The following is a 20,597-nucleotide window of genomic DNA, read 5'->3' as shown; positions in this document are numbered from 1 at the left end:
ATATAGTCCGAGGGGGTTAAATTTTAAGAAATACATATAATATAGACAATTCGATTGACAGGTGAAATAAAATAGGAGAAATATGAATGAATGGAGATAGATCAACTATCTAGCATCTTGGAGGTACCCATGCTAAACACACAGAAAACTCAAGTTCTTGACTGCACCATTCGAGATGGTGGACTTGTCAATAACTGGGACTTCAGCATCGATTTTGTGCGGGATTTGTATCACTATTTAAATACCGCTGGTGTCGATGTTATGGAAATTGGCTACAAAAACTCACCGAAGTTGGTGTCAACAGAAGGAGTTGGTCCATGGCGTTTCTTGGATGATCACTTCTTAAAAGAAGTGATTCCAAATAAGCAGCAAACCAAACTTTCTGCCATTGTAGATATTGGTCGAGTCGATGAAAATGACATGCTACCATGCACGGAAAGCCATTTAGATATGATTCGTATTGCGTGTTATTTAAAGGATATTGATAAAGCGATTAAATTAAATAATACGTTTAAGGCTTTAGGTTATGAGACAAGTGTCAACATCATGGCGGTCTCTAATGCCATGGAACATGATTTATCTGAGGCTCTGGTCAAATTGAATGAGAGCAGTGTTGATATCGCGTATATCGTTGATTCTTATGGAAGCCTTTATCCAAGGGATATTGCTTATTTAGTCGATAAATTCAGCCTGCAATGCCCTAATAAAAAACTGGGTATCCATGCTCACAATAATCTTCAGCTCGCTTATGCCAATACCTTGACTGCTATAGAAAAAGGGATTCAATATCTCGATTGTTCCGTTTATGGCATGGGAAGGGCGGCTGGTAATTGCCCAACAGAATTAATTTTAGGTTATTTAAAGGATCCTCAATATGAGGTCAAACCAGTATATGAAGGCATTGAAAAATTAATGATTCCACTAAGGAAAAAAGTTGAGTGGGGATATATTATTCCCTATACCATCACAGGTCAATTAAATGAACATCCGCGATCAGCGATGGCATTGAGACATAGTGAAAATAAAGATCGCTATAAAGACTTTTACGATCAATTAACCACAGTTGAAACAACTTTAGATTAAATATTTAGTGAGAGATAAGTTTTATGTGTCCCTCACTTTTTTTAATTACATGAGTAAAACGAAAGGGCTAAAAAACAATTGTGAATTAAACTCGTACTATTATCCTGATTTTCTTAATAATTCGTTTTAAAAAAAGTCATATATAGATGAATTAAGTCGGGAGATAGTTTGATAAAAACGCCGATGTTCTTCTATAATACGATTTTTATATCCAATTAATACCAAAATAAACCATAAAAAATAAAATAATCGACATATAATCCCAATTCACCTAAGATAATATCTATTTATCTGGGTATTTCTTTTTGTGTAACAATAATGTTAATAATGACCAAAATCACAACCGTTTTGACCTAGTTACAAACGACTATCGTTAACAATGTTGATTTTTTTGTAACATTAGGTCGAATTGACGCATCTTTATCATCCCCTGTAACCTATGCTGTGAAGAAACTCACTCAAAACTTAATTTAGAGTTTTTGCTAGTGATAATGCACACTTATACATAAAGTAATCTTTTAACCTTAGCACTTTAATCAAAAGTTAATGGTAAAGCTTTTATAAAAGGGTGTGCATGCTTGTTAGCCGATCTATCTAAATAAGGGATGGGTGTTTCTTAAGCTAAATGGATTGCTAACAATGCCTATAAAAGAATAGGTTCATTGTTTACAAACTTTTTAGTATTTGTTTTTATAAGAGAGGGAGGATTTTGATGAAGATCAGTAAGTATCTTAAACAAGCTACAGCAGTTACTTTTGCTGCAGCATTACTTGTGGGCGGAGGGGCCCAATCGTTTGCGAAAGAGAAAAATAGTACGGACTATAACGAGGATTATGGTATGTCCCATATCACACGTTATGACATGCACAAATTTCCAGAACAACAAAAAAGTGATCAATTTAAAGTTCCTTCATTTGATGCATCATCAATCAAAAATATTCCTTCAGCTAAAGATTATGATAAAAATGGGAATTTGATTGATTTAGATGTATGGGATAGCTGGCCTTTACAAAATGCTGACGGTACAGTTGCCACTTACAAAGGATATAACATTGTTTTCGCCTTGGCGGGGGATCCTAAAGATGGAAATGATACACATATCTATGTATTCTATCAAAAAGTAGGTGAAACTTCGCTAAATAGTTGGAAAAATGCCGGACGAGTATTTAAAGATAATGATAAATTTGTTCCAAACGACCCTCATTTAAAATATCAAACTCAAGAATGGTCTGGTTCGACAACTCTTACAAAAGACGGTAAGATACGTCTGTTTTACACTAATTTCTCTGGCGCACCAGAAGATGGCGGTACAGGTTATAGTAAACAAACATTAACGACGGCTCAAGTCAATCTCACGCAGCCAGATCACAATACATTAAAGGTCGATGGTGTAGAAGATTATAAATCAATTTTTGACGGAGACGGAAAAATTTATCAAAACGTGCAACAATTTATTGATGAAGGAGCTTTTGCTTCAGGTGACAATCACACGCTAAGAGATCCTCACTATGTTGAAGATCATGGACATAAATACCTTGTCTTTGAAGCTAACACAGGGACTGAAACAGGCTATCAAGGTGATGATCAACTTAATAACAGTGCCTTCTATGGTGGAAATAAAACTTTCTTCCAATCAGAAAAAAAGGCACTATTACAAGGCGCGAAAAAACATGATGCCTCACTTGCTAATGGAGCTCTCGGTATTATCGAAATTAATGACGATTATACGCTGAAAAATGTGATGAAACCATTAATCACTTCAAATACGATTACGGATGAAATTGAACGTGCTAACGTATTTAAAAAAGATGGAAAGTGGTATTTGTTCACGGATTCTAGAGGAGCTAAAATGACGATAGACGGTATTGGCACAAAGGACATCTACATGTTAGGATTTGTATCGAATTCTCTAACAGGTAAATACAAACCGTTAAATGGTAGTGGACTCGTTTTACACATGGATTTAGATCCATATGACATTACGTTTAATTATTCTCACTTTGTTATTCCAAATAACTCAAAAGATAACAATTTAGTGGTGACAAGCTATGCAACAAATAAAGGATACTTTAACGATCATCATTCTACGTTCGCACCAAGCTTCTTATTAAATCTTAAAGGATCAAAAACATCCGTCGTAAAAGACAGTGTTCTTAAACAAGGACAATTGACAAGATAACGTCTTGATTTATAGTAGAAAATTGAATAGAATATAGAAAATGCCGATAATCTGTTATCGGCATTTTCTTTCTTTAACAACATGATAGACAACAAAGCGAGGCATAGACGTGAAGAAAAAGATAACGCCTAAGCAAAAATATATCTGGTTTTTAGGTTCAATGATAGGTTTGATTGGTCTTATTATCGTTGGAGTAGTGCTTCTTCAAGAACCTCCAAAGAAAAAGGAAAAGGTCACTCAGCCTAAGGATCATAAGCCAACTTATCGGTCGACCTATCACTTTACAACACCCGATAAATGGATGAATGATCCGCAAAGGCCAATCTATTTAGATGGAAAATATCACTATTATTATCTCTATAATCGGGACTATCCCAATGATAATGGAACGGAATGGCGTCATGCCACGTCCAAAGATTTGGTACACTGGAAGGATGAAGGGATTGCTATTCCTAAATATACAAATAAAAATGGGGATCCTTGGACGGGCTCAGTCGTTATAGATCAGAACAATACAGCGGGCTTTGGAAAGGGAGCTTTTATCGCCATTGTGACTCAACCTTCAGCCGATGGCGGAAAGCAGGAACAATATCTTTGGTATAGTACAGACAAAGGAAAGACATTCAAATCATATCGTGATCATCCTGTGATGCCGAATCCAGGTACTAAGGATTTTAGAGATCCGAAAGTTATCTGGGACGATCAAGAAAATAAATGGGTACTACTTATGGCTGAAGGCTCTAAAATTGGTTTTTATGAATCTCACAATTTAAAAGATTGGCGTTACACCGGAGCATTCATGACACAAAATATCGGGATTGTTGAATGCCCTGATCTTTATCAAATGAAAACAAATGATGGGACATATAAATGGATTCTAGGTGCAAGTGCAAACGGTAAATCAATCGGCAAGCCAAACACCTATGCCTACTGGATTGGTGACTTTACTGGAAGTGGATTTAATACCGATCAAACTGAGCCTAAGTGGTTAGATCATGGCTTTGACTGGTATGGTGGAGTTACCTTTGAGAGCGGGAAAAAGAATGAAAAGTTCACCAAACGTTATGCGATAGCCTGGATGAATAGTTGGGATTATCCAAACGAAACACCTACAATGGATGAAGGGTTTAATGGGTTTAATTCGGTTGTTCGGCAGATTCAATTAAAGCACATTGGGAGCCATGATTACAGCTTGGTATCACAGCCCATATCATCACTTGAAAAATTGACATATAGAACAGATTCAATTCGTAAACTTAAAGTAAAAGGTTCGAGAAAATTAAAAGCATCAGGTGATGCCTACCAACTTGATGCGGATATCTCCTGGTCAGAAGCGAAAAATATCGGGATAAGACTGAGGGAATCAAAAGATAAATCGCGACATATAGATGTGGGAATCTTCCCTCAAGGTGGTTATTCATATGTAAACCGGGGATCTACTATTCAGCCTGATAAAAGCAATAAGTATGTCGAAAGCAGAGCGTATTTTGATAAAAATAAACACAACGTCCATTTAAAAATACTTGTCGATAAAACGAGTATTGAAGTGTTTATTGATGATGGTCAAGTTGTTCATTCAAGTGAAGTGTTTGCTCCCTTAGATGATCGAGAAATTTCATTATTTTCAGATGACGGTACGGCAATCTTTAAGAACGTAAAGATACAACACTTTCACTCGATCAAGGAAAACTAAAAAAATGGAATACACATTCGGTAAAGAAAACTTGCCGATTGCGGAAAGGCGTAGACAGAGCCCTAGTTGCACTTATACTTTCTTAAAGTATAAGAAAAGCTTGGAAAGAACTTAAACGTGTTCTCTCCAAGCTTCTTTGAATATATGGTTAATCTTCAATTGGAAACCATCCAGGTGTATTCATTATCGCTTGCCAGAGTGGGTCCGGAATAACTAATTTTTCTTGGTCATCCCTGTTTAGTTTAGTGATGATTTCATTCTCTCTTCCTTCTTTAATCTTTTGAACCCAGTCAGGATCAATGATTAATTCACGTCCGATAGCGAGTAATGGAATACCTGTTTCAAATGCTTTTAAAGCATCATCTGCTGTATAAATGGATCCAACACCAATGACTGGTACACGATCACCTATCCGCTCTTGGATGATCTCAATACGTGATCGAGTATCTTCAACTCCTCGTCTAGGTTTTGACCAGAAATCGAGGACGGATACATGAAGGTAATCTAGATTTTCATTTGTTAAAGCATCGACGAGTGCAAGTGTATCTTTCATTGTGATTCCAGGTGTTTCGGGTTCTTCAGGAGAGAAACGGTATCCGACAAGGAAAGGGTCTTTTGCATGGGTGTCTACTACTTTTTTTACTTCATTAACAACCGCAAGTGGGAAGGTTAAACGTTTTTCCAAACTACCGCCCCAACGATCCTCTCGGTGATTGGAGTGAGGTGAGAAGAATTGCTGAATCAGATATCCATTTGCACCATGAATTTCTACGCCATCAAATCCCGCTTCAATGGCTCTCCGAGTGGTTTCGCCAAAGTCATGAATAATCGATTCTATCTCTGAATCGGTTAGCTCTCGTGGAGTGGGTGAACCTTCTTGTTCGGCAGGAACAGCACTCGCACTGACAACATCGCCATTCGGAACTAAATCAGGAGGGCACATGCAGCCACCGTGAAAAATTTGCAGTACAGCTTTTGCTCCTTGTTCTTTAATGGCCGTTGCAAGACGTTTTAAACTAGGTATCATCTCATCTGTATGGCCAGCAAATTCGCCAGAGAATCCTTTCCCATTAGCTGAAACATAGGTGCAAGCAGTAATGACCATACTAACGCCTTTGGAACGACGAATGTAATAGTTCACTTCTGAGTCTGAAACCGTACCATCTTCATTTGAAGAGTAGTTGGTCATTGGCGCTAAGATAATCCGATTATCTAATTGAATGCCATTGGAAAAAGTAAATGGTTTGAATAGCCCATCATACTTTGGATTAGTCATAAAATTTCCTCCAATAAAATGTAATAAGAAAAATTACAGTTTTAAATCTATCTAATGAATAGTTTTATCCTAATCTAAACCACATATACCGTCAAAATAAATGCTCTAAACCTCGAAAGACCTTGCCATCCGAAATTTAGAGCTAACCTCTACAATTTTACTTTGTATTCTTTTGTTTCTTAAGACGAAGGACGTTGATAAAGAAAAGACCATGCCCAATAAAGTTTCTTTTCCACATTCTTCTAGGCTCTCGTGCCATTCGAAACAACCATTCTAAATTAAGTTTTCTCATTAATTTTGGCGCCCTAGGAACATTTCCCGATGCAAAATCAATAAAGGCACCGACAGCAAACCGTACTGGGGGATGGATCTCTTGATCATATTGACCAATAAATTTTTCTTGGAGAGGAACTCCCATACCTACAATTAGAACATCTGCTTTAGACTGATTGATTTTTTCAATTATCCTCTCATCGGAATTGAAATAGCCATGATGGTATCCTGCAATTTGAAGATGTGGATAAGAAGCTTGAATATTCGATACGGCGGCTTCAATATTCTCTTCTTTTGCACCTAGTAAAAAAATCGACGCACCAAGGTTTTCGCATGTCTTTAAGACGTGTGGCATTAAATCCGTTCCATTTAAATTTTCTTTTAACTCGATATTAAATAATTTGGCCCCAAGCGTAATTCCCAAACCATCATTTAAAACATAATCTGCATGATTTAAATAGTTAAGATAGTCGGCATCCTTTTGAGCGATATTAAAGCAGTGATCGTTTAAGAAAAAGATGTTCTTTTTGGATCCGCCTTTCATTTTTTCGACAAATTCGTTTAAAAAACGATCCTTAGTAATGACGCTGACGCCAATGTTCCCTATATATTTCTTGTTCATATTCGTTCCTCATTTGTAATTGACCTTTTTGGTTAATGTATCACTATTAATAATATAATCATAGAAAAGTCATAGTCAAGGTTGTAAGTTGAAGGGTTAGATCATGTATGTAAGATAAGAATCAATAAAAAACGCCGTTTTATAAAAATGTATATTACTTATTGTTTTCTTACGGATTGACCACTAAGCTTTTTTCTTATCATATTAAGAAAAACTAGTCATAATATCATAGGGCTAAAATAAGAACAAATGTTCTTTTTTGTGTGTTATACTAGAATAGTAAATAGAATAGTTCGAGGGCGGAACGCAAGCTGCCTCCTTTTAGTTAAAAGGAGGGGGGTGAGGCAATGACGACATTTGAAACGATCACGCTGATGATTAACTTCGCATCTTTAGTTGTTCTAATCGGGTCGTCTAAAGAAAAGCATAAAAAATAGCCCGCCCTCGAGCTGGCCACTCAAGCGGATTATTTTTTAATTGCAGTGCGATCGCCTTTTGAGCGATTCTGTTTACACTTCCGTCAGTGTTAGTGGCACTGACGGTATTTTAGAAATTTAGATCCTAATTCAGCTTAATTATACCTTATCTGATGGGTATAAACAATGAGATAGGGGTGATTAGGGCTTGGGTTGTTGCCCTGTAATACAATGAATATTTCCTCCCCCTAGGGCGATTTCTTTCGTGTTTACTTGGATAACTTTCCGATCAGGAAACAAGGCTTGTATTTGTTCAAGGGCATTTTTGTCCTGTTTATCTCCAAAGGCAGGCATGACGACTCCTCCATTGCAAATGTAAAAATTGACATAGGTAGCAGCAAGGCGTGTGCCTGACCCGCGCCTGTAGCTTTGTTTGGCACGATCAATTAAGCGAGCTTCTTCATCGGAAAGGACGAGTTGCTTAGGTATTTGGATTTTGTGTATGTCAAGTTGTCTTCCTTTTGCATCTTTTGAATGTTTTAACACTTCATAAGCGGCATTTAATACCTCATTTTGTGGATCACTCATGTCTTCAGTCCAACTCATACAAACGACGCCGGGTCTTACAAAAGTAACCACTTCATCGACATGTCCATCGGTTTCGTCATCAAGCATTCCATTTTTTAACCAAATGATTTTTTGTACATTTAAGTAATCGCATAAAAGTAATTCAATATCTTCACGTGTCAAATTTGGATTTCGGTTCGGATTTAGTAAGCACTGTTCTGTTGTAATCAATGTCCCCTCTCCGTCAACCGTGAAGGCTCCTCCTTCTAAAATAATATGACTCGCATCATAACGAAGTTTCCTCTCAATATCGAGAACTTTCTTTTTCACAAACAGATCCTGATCCCATGGAAAGTACAAGCCGTCTTTGAGTCCTCCCCACGCATTAAAACCCCAATCAATTCCCCGTACCTCTCCTTGCCCGTTTTTAACAAAAGTTGGACCGATATCTCGCATCCAGGCATCGTTGTAGGAAAGTTCAACTACACGGACCTGCGGAGGGAATAGGGACCGAACGTGTTCATACTGCTGACTCATAACGCCCATAGTCACTGGTTCGAATTGGGAGATTGATATCGCAACATCGTAAAAAGCCATTTGAGCAAGTTTGGCACCAAGTCGCCAGGTATCTGTTCGAATAGGCCACAACATCCACGTTCCTTCATGAGGTTCGAATTCGCCTGGCATCCAGAAGCCATCATGGGTGGGCTTGTTATTTTGAATGGTTGACCCTATTGTTAAAGGTTTCATTTTATACACCTCATATTTGTTTCTTTTAATTAGTGACGGACATTTTCATAAGTTCCTTTTAAAACCCTCATAAAAAAATGGTGAACATTCCAAAAAAGATTTGATCAGATCATATGCGGCACCTCCTAACTTAACGAAACATCTTTTTCTGTCTAAACAACTATCATGTCTTTTCTATAACATGATCATAAACTCTGGGGTAACACTAAAGTCAATAACCTTTTTAGAAATTTTCAGTTATTGTAAAAGTTAAATGATTTATAGTATAAAAGTAAGAGAGAGGGATACGGGGGATAAGTCATGAAGAAATTAACCATAAGTAAAATGGCTCAACTAAGGGGATTAAGCGTAGATACGTTAAGACACTATGATAAAATTGGTTTGTTTAAGCCTTCTGAAGTCGATCCGAGGACAGGCTATCGTTATTATTCAATTTTACAGTATGAAGTTTTAGGTACTATTAAAGAACTTCGCCAAATTGGTATGCCGATCAAGGAAATAAAAGCGTTCATGAGCAATCGAAATGTTGAACAATCACTTAATATATTAAAAAAATCGATTGCTGACATAGAGAGTCAGATCATCGAGCTAAAGAAAATTTCATCTATATTAAGTCAACGTGTTTCGCACATCGAGCAATTTAAAGATACCTACAGAAAGGCTAGTATTGTTCTTAAAAAGTTTAAAAAAAGAGAATACATTCTCCTGCCTAGAATTGTTAATATGGATGATGAAGAGACGTCGTCCTATGGTTTTATAGAGTTAGAGAATAAGGTCAAAGGGACCATACCGATATTGGCAAGTAATCGGTTTGGGGATATCCTGACAAAAGACTATCTTAATCAAGTACGTCAGACGTCTTCAGCCATAAATATACCCAAATCAGAGATGTTCATTATTGTAGAAGGGGATGCGGTGGATCAGAATACAAAGACGTTTGAAGAAGGTACTTTTATATGTTCGTATTATCGAGGGTTTGATCCCCAAAAAAGATTTGGGTGTTTGAAATCGCTCATAGACAATTGTGATGATCAAGGTTGGGACATTGTAGGGGATGCCTTGCATATTATTCAAATTGACATCACTATTACTGACAATGTAGAAGAGGCTTGTTACGAAATACAGATCCCTGTTAAAAGGCGTCAATCATAAAGTGAAACTTCAATTATTGTTTTTTTTATTTCCCACCTTTTCAGAGGCTGGGACTTACCAAACCTGTTAAAAATGGTGAAAACCATGTCATATTTACTACTGAATGTCGTTACGCTGATCTAGTTGAGGTCAACCCACAGTACGATTCAACGCAAACGACAAGCTTAATTTAAGGCTTTTAGTGTAGGTTTATGATGAGAAAATGATATATTTAAATGATAGAATGTTATGATAAATATAGCATGAAAATATATTTTAGATTGGAGTAAAAGTCAATGAAAGTACATATTATTCAGCATGTTCCCTACGAGAGTCCGGGGTTAATAGAAGATTGGTGTCATGAGAATAACCATGCTTTGGAAATCATTAAACAATATGAGTCAGATCAAGCACCGAATGTAGAAGACGTTGAATTCTTAGTTATCATGGGCGGCCCCATGAATATTTATGAAGATAACCGATATCCCTGGTTAACAAAAGAAAAAGAGTTAATCTCTGATTGTATTCTGCAAGGGAAAAATGTATTCGGTGTTTGCTTAGGGGCTCAATTAATTGCGGATACGTTAGGAAGCAAGATCTATCAAAATAAAGAAAAAGAGATAGGCTGGTTTCCTATCCAAAAATGCACTGATTTAAATGTTACTGATCACATCCCTCAGGAATTGATGGTTTTACACTGGCATGGAGACACCTTTACTTTACCTGATAAAGCCACGAGACTTTTTGAAAGTGAAGTTTGTGAAAATCAAGGATTTATATATGATAAACATGTTATAGGTTTGCAATTCCATGTTGAAATGACGGAAGAGAATCTAAAAGAAATTGTCAAACATAGTCAAGCTGAATTCCAAGAAAAGGGGGACTATATTCAAACAGAACAAGAGATTATGAAGTTTACTATTCCGAAAGAAAATAAAACGTTTCTTTTTGGTTTACTAGATAAAATGGTCAGAAAGTGAATTATCAAAAAAAACGAGCGGCTCGTTTTAACGCCTCCCTTAGTGCGATCGCAAATCATGCTTCATCAGCTGAAGTATGATTTACGATCTGAATCTCATCAAAGTTTATATTTTCACGTAATGCTAATCCAATTTCGGGCGTTATTTCTTCGTTATCTAACATATCTTGTACGATATCCCGCTTCATTCGTATCACTAAAATAAGAATATCATGAAATTGACGATTAAATTGGTCCTCTTGTTCGGGTGTTAATTCAAGTAATTGTATATCTCTTTCATATTTTTGTCTGATAAATTCTGCTTCTTTTTGGTTCGCTTGGGTTCTGTATTTTTTTATAGCATTAAGAGCTGCATTTAGGACGATTTTCTGCGTATCTCTAAAATGCTTATAAATAGCCAAGTCATCATTTATATCTATATTATCTTCTTGATCTATATTTCTTATTGATTTTCGTTTTTTGAAAAAATACCGGATATTTAACCAAAAACGGTAGAAATCAGGTAATTGTTCAAATTGCTCTCTTTTTTGTAAGTAAACAATATAAGCTTCTTGGAGATTAGGTGATATTTTTTTCTCTCGAGCAAGCGCTAAGAGTTTATCTTGTTCTGCTTGATAGGATAAAAAATATAACTTTTTGATTCGCTGGGCTGATTGGCTATGATTAATTCCTTGTTCAGTATATAAAAGTTGTTCTTTTATGTCTTTGATAACATGGTTCAAAGCCAATTGATTATCGTCAGATTGTTTTTTATTTAATAGAGAGATTGTTCTTTGTAGCATTAAACGATTCGCTTCATGGAAAGTCATTTTACCTTTTTGACTCTCTTTTGGCCTTTTTAACATTAATGGTAAAGTAATGGCGGCAAAAAGCAAGCTCAATAAAATGACCCCTGCTGCAATAAATAAGATGGTATTTCTTAAAGGGAAGGGCGCCCCATTTGATAACTTATATGGAATAGATAGCGCGATGGTCAATGTAATTGTTCCATTGATACCGCAAGTCGCTCCAATGAAAGCATAGCGAAGCCGAGAAAATTTTTCTGACATCATTGGGTCTAATTTGACCTGTACTTTACTAGACTTGATTTTAATAAATGGGTTTGTCCCTTCTTTTCCGAACCATTGATGTAGGGAAAAAATCCAAAGAAATCGGATAATGAATAATAACAAGGCAATCAAAAAGGTCATGAGAATCACTTGACCAAAGTTATCTTCTTTAAATAAATTTCTAAAGACGTTGGGTAAAAGGAAGCCAAGTAATACAAAAACAAAACTATTTAATGTATAGCCGAAGAAAGTCCAAGTGTTTGTTGAAACAATTTGCAAGTTCGGTGTCGTTCGTCTGAGCCGATCTTTTTCTATGGCATGCATGATGCCCGCAGCTACAACAGCTAAGATGCCAGATACATGTAGCTCCTCACTAATATAGTAGATGATGAAAGGGGTTAGAATTTGAATGAGAACAATCATCGGTACTTCTTCAAATTCATATTTATGCAAAACTAACCTTAATTTTAAAACCGTGTAACCAAGGATCATTCCAACAATGATTCCACCAAATGAAATAAATAGAAAGTTAACAATGGCTCCGTGTATGGTAAATACACCTGTTAATGCTGCCGCTAGAGCGACTTTAAATGAAACGATCCCAGCAGCATCATTAAGCAACGATTCACCTTCCAGGACCGGCATCATTCCCTTTGGCAAGGGAAGGCCTTTAGTTATGGATTTCATTGCAACATTATCTGTAGGTGAGAGAATGGCTGCAAGAGCAAACGAAACAGCAATTGGCATTGCAGGAATTAACCAATGAATAATTAACCCAACTAAAAGAACCGTCGTAAAGACAAGTCCTAAAGCCATTAGTATGATAGGAAATTTATATTTCCACATTTCTCTTGGCGATGCATGCCAAGCGTCACTAAAAAGTAAAGGTGCGATAATACATATTAAGAAAAGGTTAGGATCAAAATCGAATGATAAATGAAGAGGTAAAAATGATACAACAGCCCCTAAAATAATTTGACAGATCGCAGATGGAATAGCAGGTATTTGCCTATTTAATATTGTTGCTACAATAATAACCGTAAAAAAGATAAATAAAGCTAGTAGGAAAGTCATAAGTATCACCTCACACAATTTATTATCTATATTTAATCATGTCAATTTAGATTGAAAACAACAGATAACTTTTATATACCTCAATCTAATTTAATGAAACTTTAAAGAGATACCATTCTATAATTGGGCCCAATATATTAACCCTACTTTGGATAAGGTTGGTAGTTTAGATGAGATTTTAATGAATAACTCCCATATTAACTTCCAATTTTAGCCGTTTAATAATATCGTTCTTTTGTCCCATTAAATTTGACATATATATTACAAGAATTGCAAAATATTAAAAGAATGACATGGCTGTTTTGTGAGAAAAAAGGGATTAAATGATAATGTGACGGCAAAATGGTATAGGTTTGAAGATTATAGATTGAAAAATTAAAATTTTGAGTTCTTAAAAATGTTTACAAGTCCTTCATAAAAGCAAAAAAGATAATAGTAAATGTTACCTAGGAAAAATGATTTAAAATAGGTCATTAAGTATAATTCTAATCTTTTAGAACTAATTGACGAAAAGGCACGATCTAAGTAATCTTGTGTTGTTGAAGTAAACCTAGTTTTTTGGATTGTTAACCGGATAGTTTCTAGATTATCAAAAAACAATTCTAAGGAACCTATAGGATGTTTCCTTGAAAATTAACCATACACAAAATTCCACATCAACTTTGAGAGGGGAACATCATGAATATAAAAAAGTTTGTCAAACAAGCTTCAGTATTAACCTTTACTACGGCAATTCTCTTAGGCGGTGCGACACAGACTTTTGCAAAGGATAAGGATAGTAAGAGTTATAATGAGGACTTTGGAATTTCTCACATCACACGTTCTGATATGCTTAAGTTTCCAGAACAACAACAAAGTGATCAATTTAAAGTCCCTCATTTTGATAAAAATACAATTAAAAACATTCCTTCAGTCGATGGTTTAGATGTATGGGATAGTTGGCCATTGCAAAATGCTGACGGAACAGTGGCTAATTATTATGGTTACCAGATTGTCTTTGCCTTAGCGGGAAATCCAAAGGTTGGAAGTGACACGTTCATTCATGTTTTTTATCAAAAAGTAGGCGAGACATCTCTTGATAGCTGGAAACATGCGGGGCGTGTATTTAAAAAAGATGATCATTTGATACCGAATGATCTCATACTAAACGACCAAGCAGAAGAATGGTCTGGATCTGCTACGTTAACATCTGATGGAGAAATTCGTTTGTTTTATACAAACCGTGACAGTTATGCTCCGGAATCTGGACATTATGGGAAACAAACCTTAACGACAGCCCAAGTCAATGTCTCTCAACCAGACTACGATACTCTAAAAGTTGATAGTATAGAAGATTACAAATCTATCTTTGATGGTGATGGTAAATACTATCAAACCGTTCAACAAGGGATTGAATCAGAAGGTGATAACCATACGTTAAGAGATCCTCATTATGTTGAAGACAATGGTCATAAATACCTTGTTTTTGAAGCTAATACAGGAACAGACGTTGGATATCAAGGCGATGATTCTCTATTTAATCGAGCTTATTATGGCCATGGCAATAAGTTTTACAAAGATGAAAAGAACAAACTAATGCAAAGTCCTAAAAAGGTAGATGCGACATTGGCGAATGGTGCCTTAGGTATTATCGAATTAAATGATGATTACACGTTAAAAAAAATCATGAAACCATTGGTAGCATCGAATACAGTAACAGATGAAATTGAACGAGCTAACATTTTCAAAAAAGACGGGAAATGGTATTTATTCACAGACTCACGTGGATCTAAAATGACCATTGATGGAATCGGTAAAAAAGATATTTATATGTTAGGTTATGTCTCAGATTCTTTAACGGGATCATATAAGCCATTAAACGGGAGTGGCCTTGTTTTACAAATGGATCTCGATCAAAAGGATATTACTTGGTCTTACTCTCACTTTGCGATACCACAAACAAAAGGTGATAACGTAGTTATTACAAGTTATATGACAAACAGAGGAACCTTTGATGATCACCATTCTACTTTTGCTCCAAGTTTCTTAGTTAAGATTAAAGGATCTAAAACGTCTGTTGTAAAAGATAGTACGCTAGAGCAAGGGCAATTAACGGTTGAAGAATAAGTAAGGAATGAGAAAAAAATGTCGATAGTCACTATCGGCATTTTTTTGGTTATTTGTTAATAGGATAAGGTTATTTACCTTAATGAAACTTATTCTATCTAACGTTTTTGCTAATTTTTCCTTTAGTTGATAAGTGAAGATAAACTAGAGTAAACTATTTTTATTATCCATATCTCCAATTTTCCATCATTTTTTCATGTAGGGTTTACACTTCTTTAGAGTCATCATGTTACATAGAAAGTTGGGTACCTATGAATATTCAATCCGTAGAATTAAAGAGATTAGCTTTACCATTGAAATCCGCTTTTGAAACGAGTTTAGATCGTATGACGAGTAAGGATTTTATTCTAGTTAGTGTTTATGACAAGGATGGTTTAGTCGGTTATGGAGAGAGCACGGCTCTCGCTTCGCCGTATTATAATGAAGAAACAACAGATACAGTTTGGTATATGTTGGAAAAATTTCTCATTCCTTTATTATTCGATTCCGATATTCAGCATCCCGATGACGTTTTGAAAAGGTTTGCTCCGATTCGTGGTAATAATATGGCAAAAGCAACTCTTGAAGGCGCCGTATGGGACTTATATTGTAAAGAAAAGGGCGTATCGCTTGCGTCAAGGCTTGGAGGACAGAAAGACATGATTGATGTTGGGGTAAGCATCGGCATTGAACCTACTGTGGACTTGCTTCTTGGCAAGGTAGACCAATATCTTAATGAAGGTTACAAGAAAATTAAAGTGAAAATCAAGCCAGGTTTTGATGTGAGCCCGATTCGTGCGATACGTGACAGGTTTGGATCGGATGTACCTTTGATGGCAGATGCGAACTCTGCTTATACTTTAAAAAAGTTACCTATTATAAAGGAATTAGATCAATTTGGTTTAATGATGATCGAACAACCGCTCGCTCATGATGATATGATTGATCATGCAAAACTCCAGAGGGAAATTCAAACACCGATTTGTTTAGATGAAAGCATCCATTCAGCTGAAGATGCCCGAAAAGCGATTGAGCTTGGTAGCTGCCAAATTATTAATATTAAAATTGGTCGTGTGGGAGGTATATCTGAAGCAAAAAAAATCCATGACATATGTAAGAAGAAAAACATTCCGGTGTGGTGCGGAGGTATGTTAGAAAGTGGAGTGGGACGTGCCCATAATATCGCGCTTACGACTCTACCTAACTTTACAATTCCAGGAGATACGTCAGCTTCGAATCGTTATTGGGAAGAAGACATTGTATCACCTGAGGTCACTTTATGGAAGCCGGGTATCCTAAAAGTTCCTGAAGGACCAGGAATAGGCTATGAAATAAAGCAAGATACCGTAAATAAATACCTTACGCATAAAAAAGTCTATCGTAATGAAAGAGTTAAGTAGAAGAAGCAAAAGTGCGTGAAGAATGATTTGAAAATCAAAAGGATGAGGTGGATAAACGTTTTTGTTTATCCACCTTTTTTGGCGTGAAGATCAGAGGTCTTTATTCCTTTGTTTTTGAATAGTCATCGATTAGAGAAAGAACCCATTTGCACCATAAAATTTCTTCCTTTTCCATTTGGTGTCTTCTCTTAAAGAAAACGTAGCGTCCGAACTGCTTTGAGGTAATGTCTTTTATTTTTTCTTGATGTTTTTTTTCAATCGCCTGAAGAGTGGCTTCCCGGGAAGTCACTTTTTCTTCAAATATGGCAAGACGTTTTTCTATAAGTGATTTTGCCATATTCATGTCGATCAACCTCATTGCATAAATCTTCATCAGGAATTCGTCTCGAATAATGGGTTCAGGAGAGTCGGATTTGATCCAATCTATAAGTGCCTCTTCACCTTTTTCAGTAATAGAATAAATTTTTTTATTTGGTTTTCCCATTTGCTCGACATATTCAAAAGTCAGTAGACTTTGTTGCTCTAGTTTTGATAATAAAGGGTAGACTTGGCTGTGTTTAGCTTTCCAAGAAGCTGCAGCCATAATTTGGACAAGCTCATAACCTGTATACGGTCTGACGCTAATGATCGAAAGCAAGACATATCCAAGTGTGTTCATATTTCCTCCACTTTAACGACATAATTAGTTTATATGATGTTTTATTCAAATAGTAGTTATCCATTATTATAACATACGATTAAATTGATATGTCCAAATTTATATATGTAAATATTGACGTATTGATGACAATGTTTTATACTTATACGAGCAAACATATGTAAATAACGACATATACAGATAATCTTAGTGAAGGAGTGGAACAATTGGAATTAACGGAAGGTAAACGTAAGCGAGGAAAGGTGATTACGGTTTTTGCAACATTTCTCGCATTTATGGGAATAGGGGTTGTGGACCCTATTTTGCCTGTCATTGCCGAACAAATTGGAGCAAGTCATTGGCAAGTAGAGTTACTCTTTACAGCTTATATTTTCATGATGGCGTTCATGATGCTCCCTGCTGGTTTACTTGCAGGAAAATTTGGCAACAAAGCCATGATGGTTGTTGGTTTATTGATTGTTACGATTTTTGCGCTATTGTGCGGGTTCTCGAATACCATTACTGAATTGGCTTTCTTTAGAGCAGGATGGGGACTTGGAAATGCCATGTTTTTTGCAACAGCAATGACGTTGCTCATTGCTTTGTCTAAAGAAGCGAGTTCGGCTATAGGACTGTATGAGGCTTCAATAGGTCTCGGTATGGCGTTAGGACCTTTACTCGGTGGTCTTTTAGGTGGCTACACATGGCGTTATCCTTTTATTGCAACAGGTATTCTTATTTTTATTGCTTTATTATTAGTCAATTTTAACGTGACAGAACCTAAAGAAAAACAAGCAAAAAAACCTGCCGGAATTAAAGAGATGGCCCATTTAATCACGTATTTGCCATTTCTTCTTGTTGCATTATCCGGTATGTTTTATAATTATGGATTTTTCACCGTTTTAGCTTACTCACCTCTTGTCATTCACCTGTCAGCTATAGAGCTTGGATTCATATTTTTTGGCTGGGGCCTTTGTCTTGCCTATGGATCCGCTATTTTATCTCATAAGCTAGAAATGAAATACACGCCAAGATCAATCTTATCCTGGGCATTACCGACTTTTGCTATTGTCCTTATTCTTTTATTTGCAATTCATGTAGCGTGGATACAAATTGTTCTAGTTATTCTATCTGGTCTAGTTTGTGGGTTAAATAATGCGTTATTCACGACATATGCCATGGAAACCTCACCTTATGCACGTAATGTAACGTCGGGTGTTTATAATTTTGTTCGTTGGTTTGGTGCAGGATTAGCTCCGATTTTATCCGGAGTGTTTGGTGAAAAACTATTCTTACAGGCACCATTTGGAATTTCTGGAGTTATTGTCTTTATTGGATTTCTTTTATTACTTGTTCCAATAAAGAAAGCCTCAACAGTAGAAAATAAGAAAGAGATAGAAATGGAAGTTTAAACTCAATTAAACGATTTAATAAAGTTTAGAGATTGATTAAAGGAAGATATTAGTTCCTTTAATCAATCTCTTTTTTTTATCCCGCCTTAACGACAAGTAGAGACCACTATCCTTAAGATTCTGAGTATTCAAATAAGATAGGTGGGGGATCAACTGCCCGTAAAGGTTCAATTGGTTCAACTAACCATTCGTGGGGGATGAAGAAAACCCCCGCTGATGGAAGTTTTACTTTATGTGAAGACGTAAAAATAAAGAGTTATGGAAAGAACGATTATTGTGCATTTTTAACAAACGTTAATTTGTATTTGTTTAGTTTAAATAATGACTTTTTTCATTAGTACGTTAAAATAGTAAAAGTAATTATTAGAATTATTGATACTTTTAAATTATTTTTATTTATTAAAATTATGGAATGTCGAAAACAAGGGGGAAGCTAAATGTCAGGTAATCGGGATGAACTCTTTATGGGGTCGATTAGTGAGAAAAGCGAACGGCTTTATAATGAGGATTTGGCACCTGCAAAAGAGAGAAATTGGAAAGTCTACAGTCTGTTTTCTATGTGGATGTCGGATGTCCATAGCATCGGAGCCTATACGTTTGCGGCGGGGTTATTCTTCCTCGGGTTGACAGGATGGCAAGTTCTAATTGCAGAAATCATCGGGGCATTTATTGTTTATTACTTAGCTAATTTAACAGGCGTGGCAGGGACGAAATTAGGTGTCCCATATCCTGTCTTATCACGGATATCTTTCGGTGTATTTGGCGGTAATATTCCCGCTATTATTCGCGGTGTGGTTGCCGTATTTTGGTACGGTATTCAGACTTATCTATCATCCGTTGCTGTAACGGCTATTTTGCTTGTTATATTTCCGAATTTAAAGAGCTGGACAACACATAGCTTCCTTGGTTTATCACTTCTAGGTTGGGTCGGGTTCCTTTTTCTATGGCTCTTACAAGTCATCATTTTTACCTATGGAATGGAGTTTATTCGTAAGTTTGATAACTTTTGTGGACCAGCCGTCTATATCATGATGCTTGTTTTAATCATTTGGATCGCGGTTAAAGCTGGAGGGAAAATCAATATTGGGACTAGTCCAGTTCATGTTTCAACCGGTCAAGCGATCTTAGCCTTCTTTGGCGCGATTTCACTCGTTGTAGCCTATTTCTCAACGATTATTTTGAATGTGAGTGATTTTACTCGATTTTCACCTTCTGTTAAGACTACAAAAGCAGGTAATTTTCTCGGTTTACCTGTAAATTTCACAGCCTTTGCTCTTGCCAGTGTCGTGATTACGGCGGGAACTATCACGGTCTTTGGAAAAGCGATTACGGATCCAGTGCTGCTTGTTCAAAAGATTGATAATCCCTTCTTCCTAGTTGTTGGAGCCATTGTCTTTATTATTGCGACCATGGGTGTTAATATTGTGGCGAATCTGGTTTCACCAGCGTATGATTTATCCAATCTCATGCCTAAACATATCGATTTTAAACGGGGAGCATTGATTACCTCCATTTTGTCTGTACTCGTACTACCTTGGAAAATTTATGGAAGCCCTATGGCAGTCAACTATTTTCTAGGAAGTCTAGGGGCCATTTTGGGACCTATTTTTGCCATTATGATTGTCGACTATTATCTCATAAAAAGAGGAAAAATAGACGTCCACGCCTTATACAACGAAGGCGATTCCGAGCCGTATTGGTATCAAAAAGGGTATAATCCAAAAGCCTTTGTTGCTCTTGCAATTGGTATTGTTATTACTGTTCCTCTTGCCTTAATTCCTACTTTCTCCGTTTTGGCACCTTTCTCTTGGCCAATTGGTGTTGTCTTAACAGGAATTGTATATTTGGCAGTTACCAAAAAAGAACCATTTGTGACAAAAGAAGCCCATGAAACGATGTAAAGGCACTTCTAATTAAATAAGATAAAGAAGGAGTAAGGATAAATATAAAATCCTTACTCTTTTTTAGATT

Annotated in this window: 15 protein-coding genes; 10 read left to right on the top strand and 5 right to left on the bottom strand. The window is 36.3% G+C overall.

Going from position 1 to position 20,597, the window contains the following annotated elements; translation table 11 throughout:
• Positions 1-129: 129 nt before the first annotated feature.
• The 3 genes from GMB86_RS04955 to GMB86_RS04945 all read left to right on the top strand — a co-directional run bounded on the left by GMB86_RS04955 (position 130) and on the right by GMB86_RS04945 (position 4,955).
• Positions 130-1,083, top strand: coding sequence for an aldolase catalytic domain-containing protein (locus GMB86_RS04955; RefSeq protein WP_155217420.1), 954 nt, complete (start codon positions 130-132; stop codon positions 1,081-1,083).
• 712 nt (positions 1,084-1,795) lie between these two features.
• A complete protein-coding gene (locus GMB86_RS04950) occupies positions 1,796-3,262 on the top strand; it encodes a glycoside hydrolase family 68 protein (RefSeq protein WP_155217418.1) in 1,467 nt (488 codons plus the stop codon).
• A 160-nt stretch (positions 3,263-3,422) separates the two neighbouring features.
• Positions 3,423-4,955, top strand: coding sequence for a glycoside hydrolase family 32 protein (locus GMB86_RS04945; protein WP_155217641.1), 1,533 nt, complete (start codon positions 3,423-3,425; stop codon positions 4,953-4,955).
• 148 nt (positions 4,956-5,103) lie between these two features.
• Here GMB86_RS04945 and GMB86_RS04940 read toward each other — a convergent pair whose 3' ends face one another.
• Positions 5,104-6,231: an NADH-dependent flavin oxidoreductase gene (locus tag GMB86_RS04940; RefSeq protein WP_155217416.1), complete on the bottom strand. Its 1,128-nt coding sequence runs from the start codon at positions 6,229-6,231 to the stop codon at positions 5,104-5,106.
• A gap of 157 nt (positions 6,232-6,388) precedes the next feature.
• A complete protein-coding gene (locus tag GMB86_RS04935; protein WP_155217414.1) occupies positions 6,389-7,126 on the bottom strand; it encodes a WecB/TagA/CpsF family glycosyltransferase in 738 nt (245 codons plus the stop codon).
• Between the two features lie 347 nt (positions 7,127-7,473).
• On the opposite strand from GMB86_RS04935, the gene GMB86_RS15690 reads away from it, so the two are divergent.
• Entirely contained in the window at positions 7,474-7,563 is a 90-nt protein-coding gene (locus tag GMB86_RS15690) for a putative holin-like toxin (protein WP_219995051.1), read from the top strand.
• Between the two features lie 180 nt (positions 7,564-7,743).
• On the opposite strand, the gene aguA is transcribed toward GMB86_RS15690, so the two are convergent.
• The gene (aguA, locus tag GMB86_RS04930) at positions 7,744-8,859 is read right to left on the bottom strand and encodes an agmatine deiminase (protein WP_155217412.1); all 1,116 of its coding nucleotides are present in this window, start codon (positions 8,857-8,859) and stop codon (positions 7,744-7,746) included.
• Between the two features lie 300 nt (positions 8,860-9,159).
• Between aguA and GMB86_RS04925 the strand changes: the two genes are divergently transcribed.
• Together GMB86_RS04925 and GMB86_RS04920 are read left to right on the top strand one after the other, a co-directional pair.
• Positions 9,160-10,011: a MerR family transcriptional regulator gene (locus tag GMB86_RS04925; protein WP_155217410.1), complete on the top strand. Its 852-nt coding sequence runs from the start codon at positions 9,160-9,162 to the stop codon at positions 10,009-10,011.
• A 275-nt stretch (positions 10,012-10,286) separates the two neighbouring features.
• Positions 10,287-10,970 (top strand): type 1 glutamine amidotransferase, encoded by a 684-nt coding sequence (locus tag GMB86_RS04920; protein ID WP_155217408.1) that lies wholly within the window; start codon positions 10,287-10,289, stop codon positions 10,968-10,970.
• A 55-nt stretch (positions 10,971-11,025) separates the two neighbouring features.
• On the opposite strand, the gene GMB86_RS04915 is transcribed toward GMB86_RS04920, so the two are convergent.
• On the bottom strand, positions 11,026-13,092 hold the full coding sequence (locus tag GMB86_RS04915; protein ID WP_155217406.1) for a cation:proton antiporter: 2,067 nt from the start codon (positions 13,090-13,092) through the stop codon (positions 11,026-11,028).
• Between the two features lie 678 nt (positions 13,093-13,770).
• Between GMB86_RS04915 and GMB86_RS04910 the strand changes: the two genes are divergently transcribed.
• Together GMB86_RS04910 and menC are read left to right on the top strand one after the other, a co-directional pair.
• Positions 13,771-15,198 (top strand): glycoside hydrolase family 68 protein, encoded by a 1,428-nt coding sequence (locus tag GMB86_RS04910; RefSeq protein WP_155217404.1) that lies wholly within the window; start codon positions 13,771-13,773, stop codon positions 15,196-15,198.
• Between the two features lie 251 nt (positions 15,199-15,449).
• Positions 15,450-16,577, top strand: coding sequence for an o-succinylbenzoate synthase (menC, locus tag GMB86_RS04905; RefSeq protein ID WP_155217402.1), 1,128 nt, complete (start codon positions 15,450-15,452; stop codon positions 16,575-16,577).
• 100 nt (positions 16,578-16,677) lie between these two features.
• Here the strand turns inward: menC and GMB86_RS04900 are convergent, their stop codons facing one another.
• Complete coding sequence (locus GMB86_RS04900) at positions 16,678-17,235, bottom strand: PadR family transcriptional regulator (RefSeq protein ID WP_155217400.1); 558 nt, start codon at positions 17,233-17,235, stop codon at positions 16,678-16,680.
• A 206-nt stretch (positions 17,236-17,441) separates the two neighbouring features.
• Here GMB86_RS04900 and GMB86_RS04895 point away from each other — a divergent pair, with 206 nt between their 5' ends.
• Both GMB86_RS04895 and GMB86_RS04890 read left to right on the top strand, forming a co-directional pair.
• Positions 17,442-18,626 (top strand): MFS transporter, encoded by a 1,185-nt coding sequence (locus GMB86_RS04895; RefSeq protein ID WP_268987291.1) that lies wholly within the window; start codon positions 17,442-17,444, stop codon positions 18,624-18,626.
• Between the two features lie 437 nt (positions 18,627-19,063).
• Positions 19,064-20,527, top strand: a complete 1,464-nt coding sequence (locus GMB86_RS04890; RefSeq protein WP_155217398.1) for an NCS1 family nucleobase:cation symporter-1 — start codon at positions 19,064-19,066, stop codon at positions 20,525-20,527.
• Positions 20,528-20,597: the final 70 nt, after the last annotated feature.

The sequence above is a fragment of the Terrilactibacillus tamarindi genome (assembly GCF_009718825.1).
GTDB classification, from domain to species: Bacteria; Bacillota; Bacilli; order Bacillales; family Sporolactobacillaceae; genus Terrilactibacillus; species Terrilactibacillus tamarindi.
Note: the sequence above shows the minus strand (reverse complement) of the source record. Positions and strands in the feature narration are given on the sequence as shown.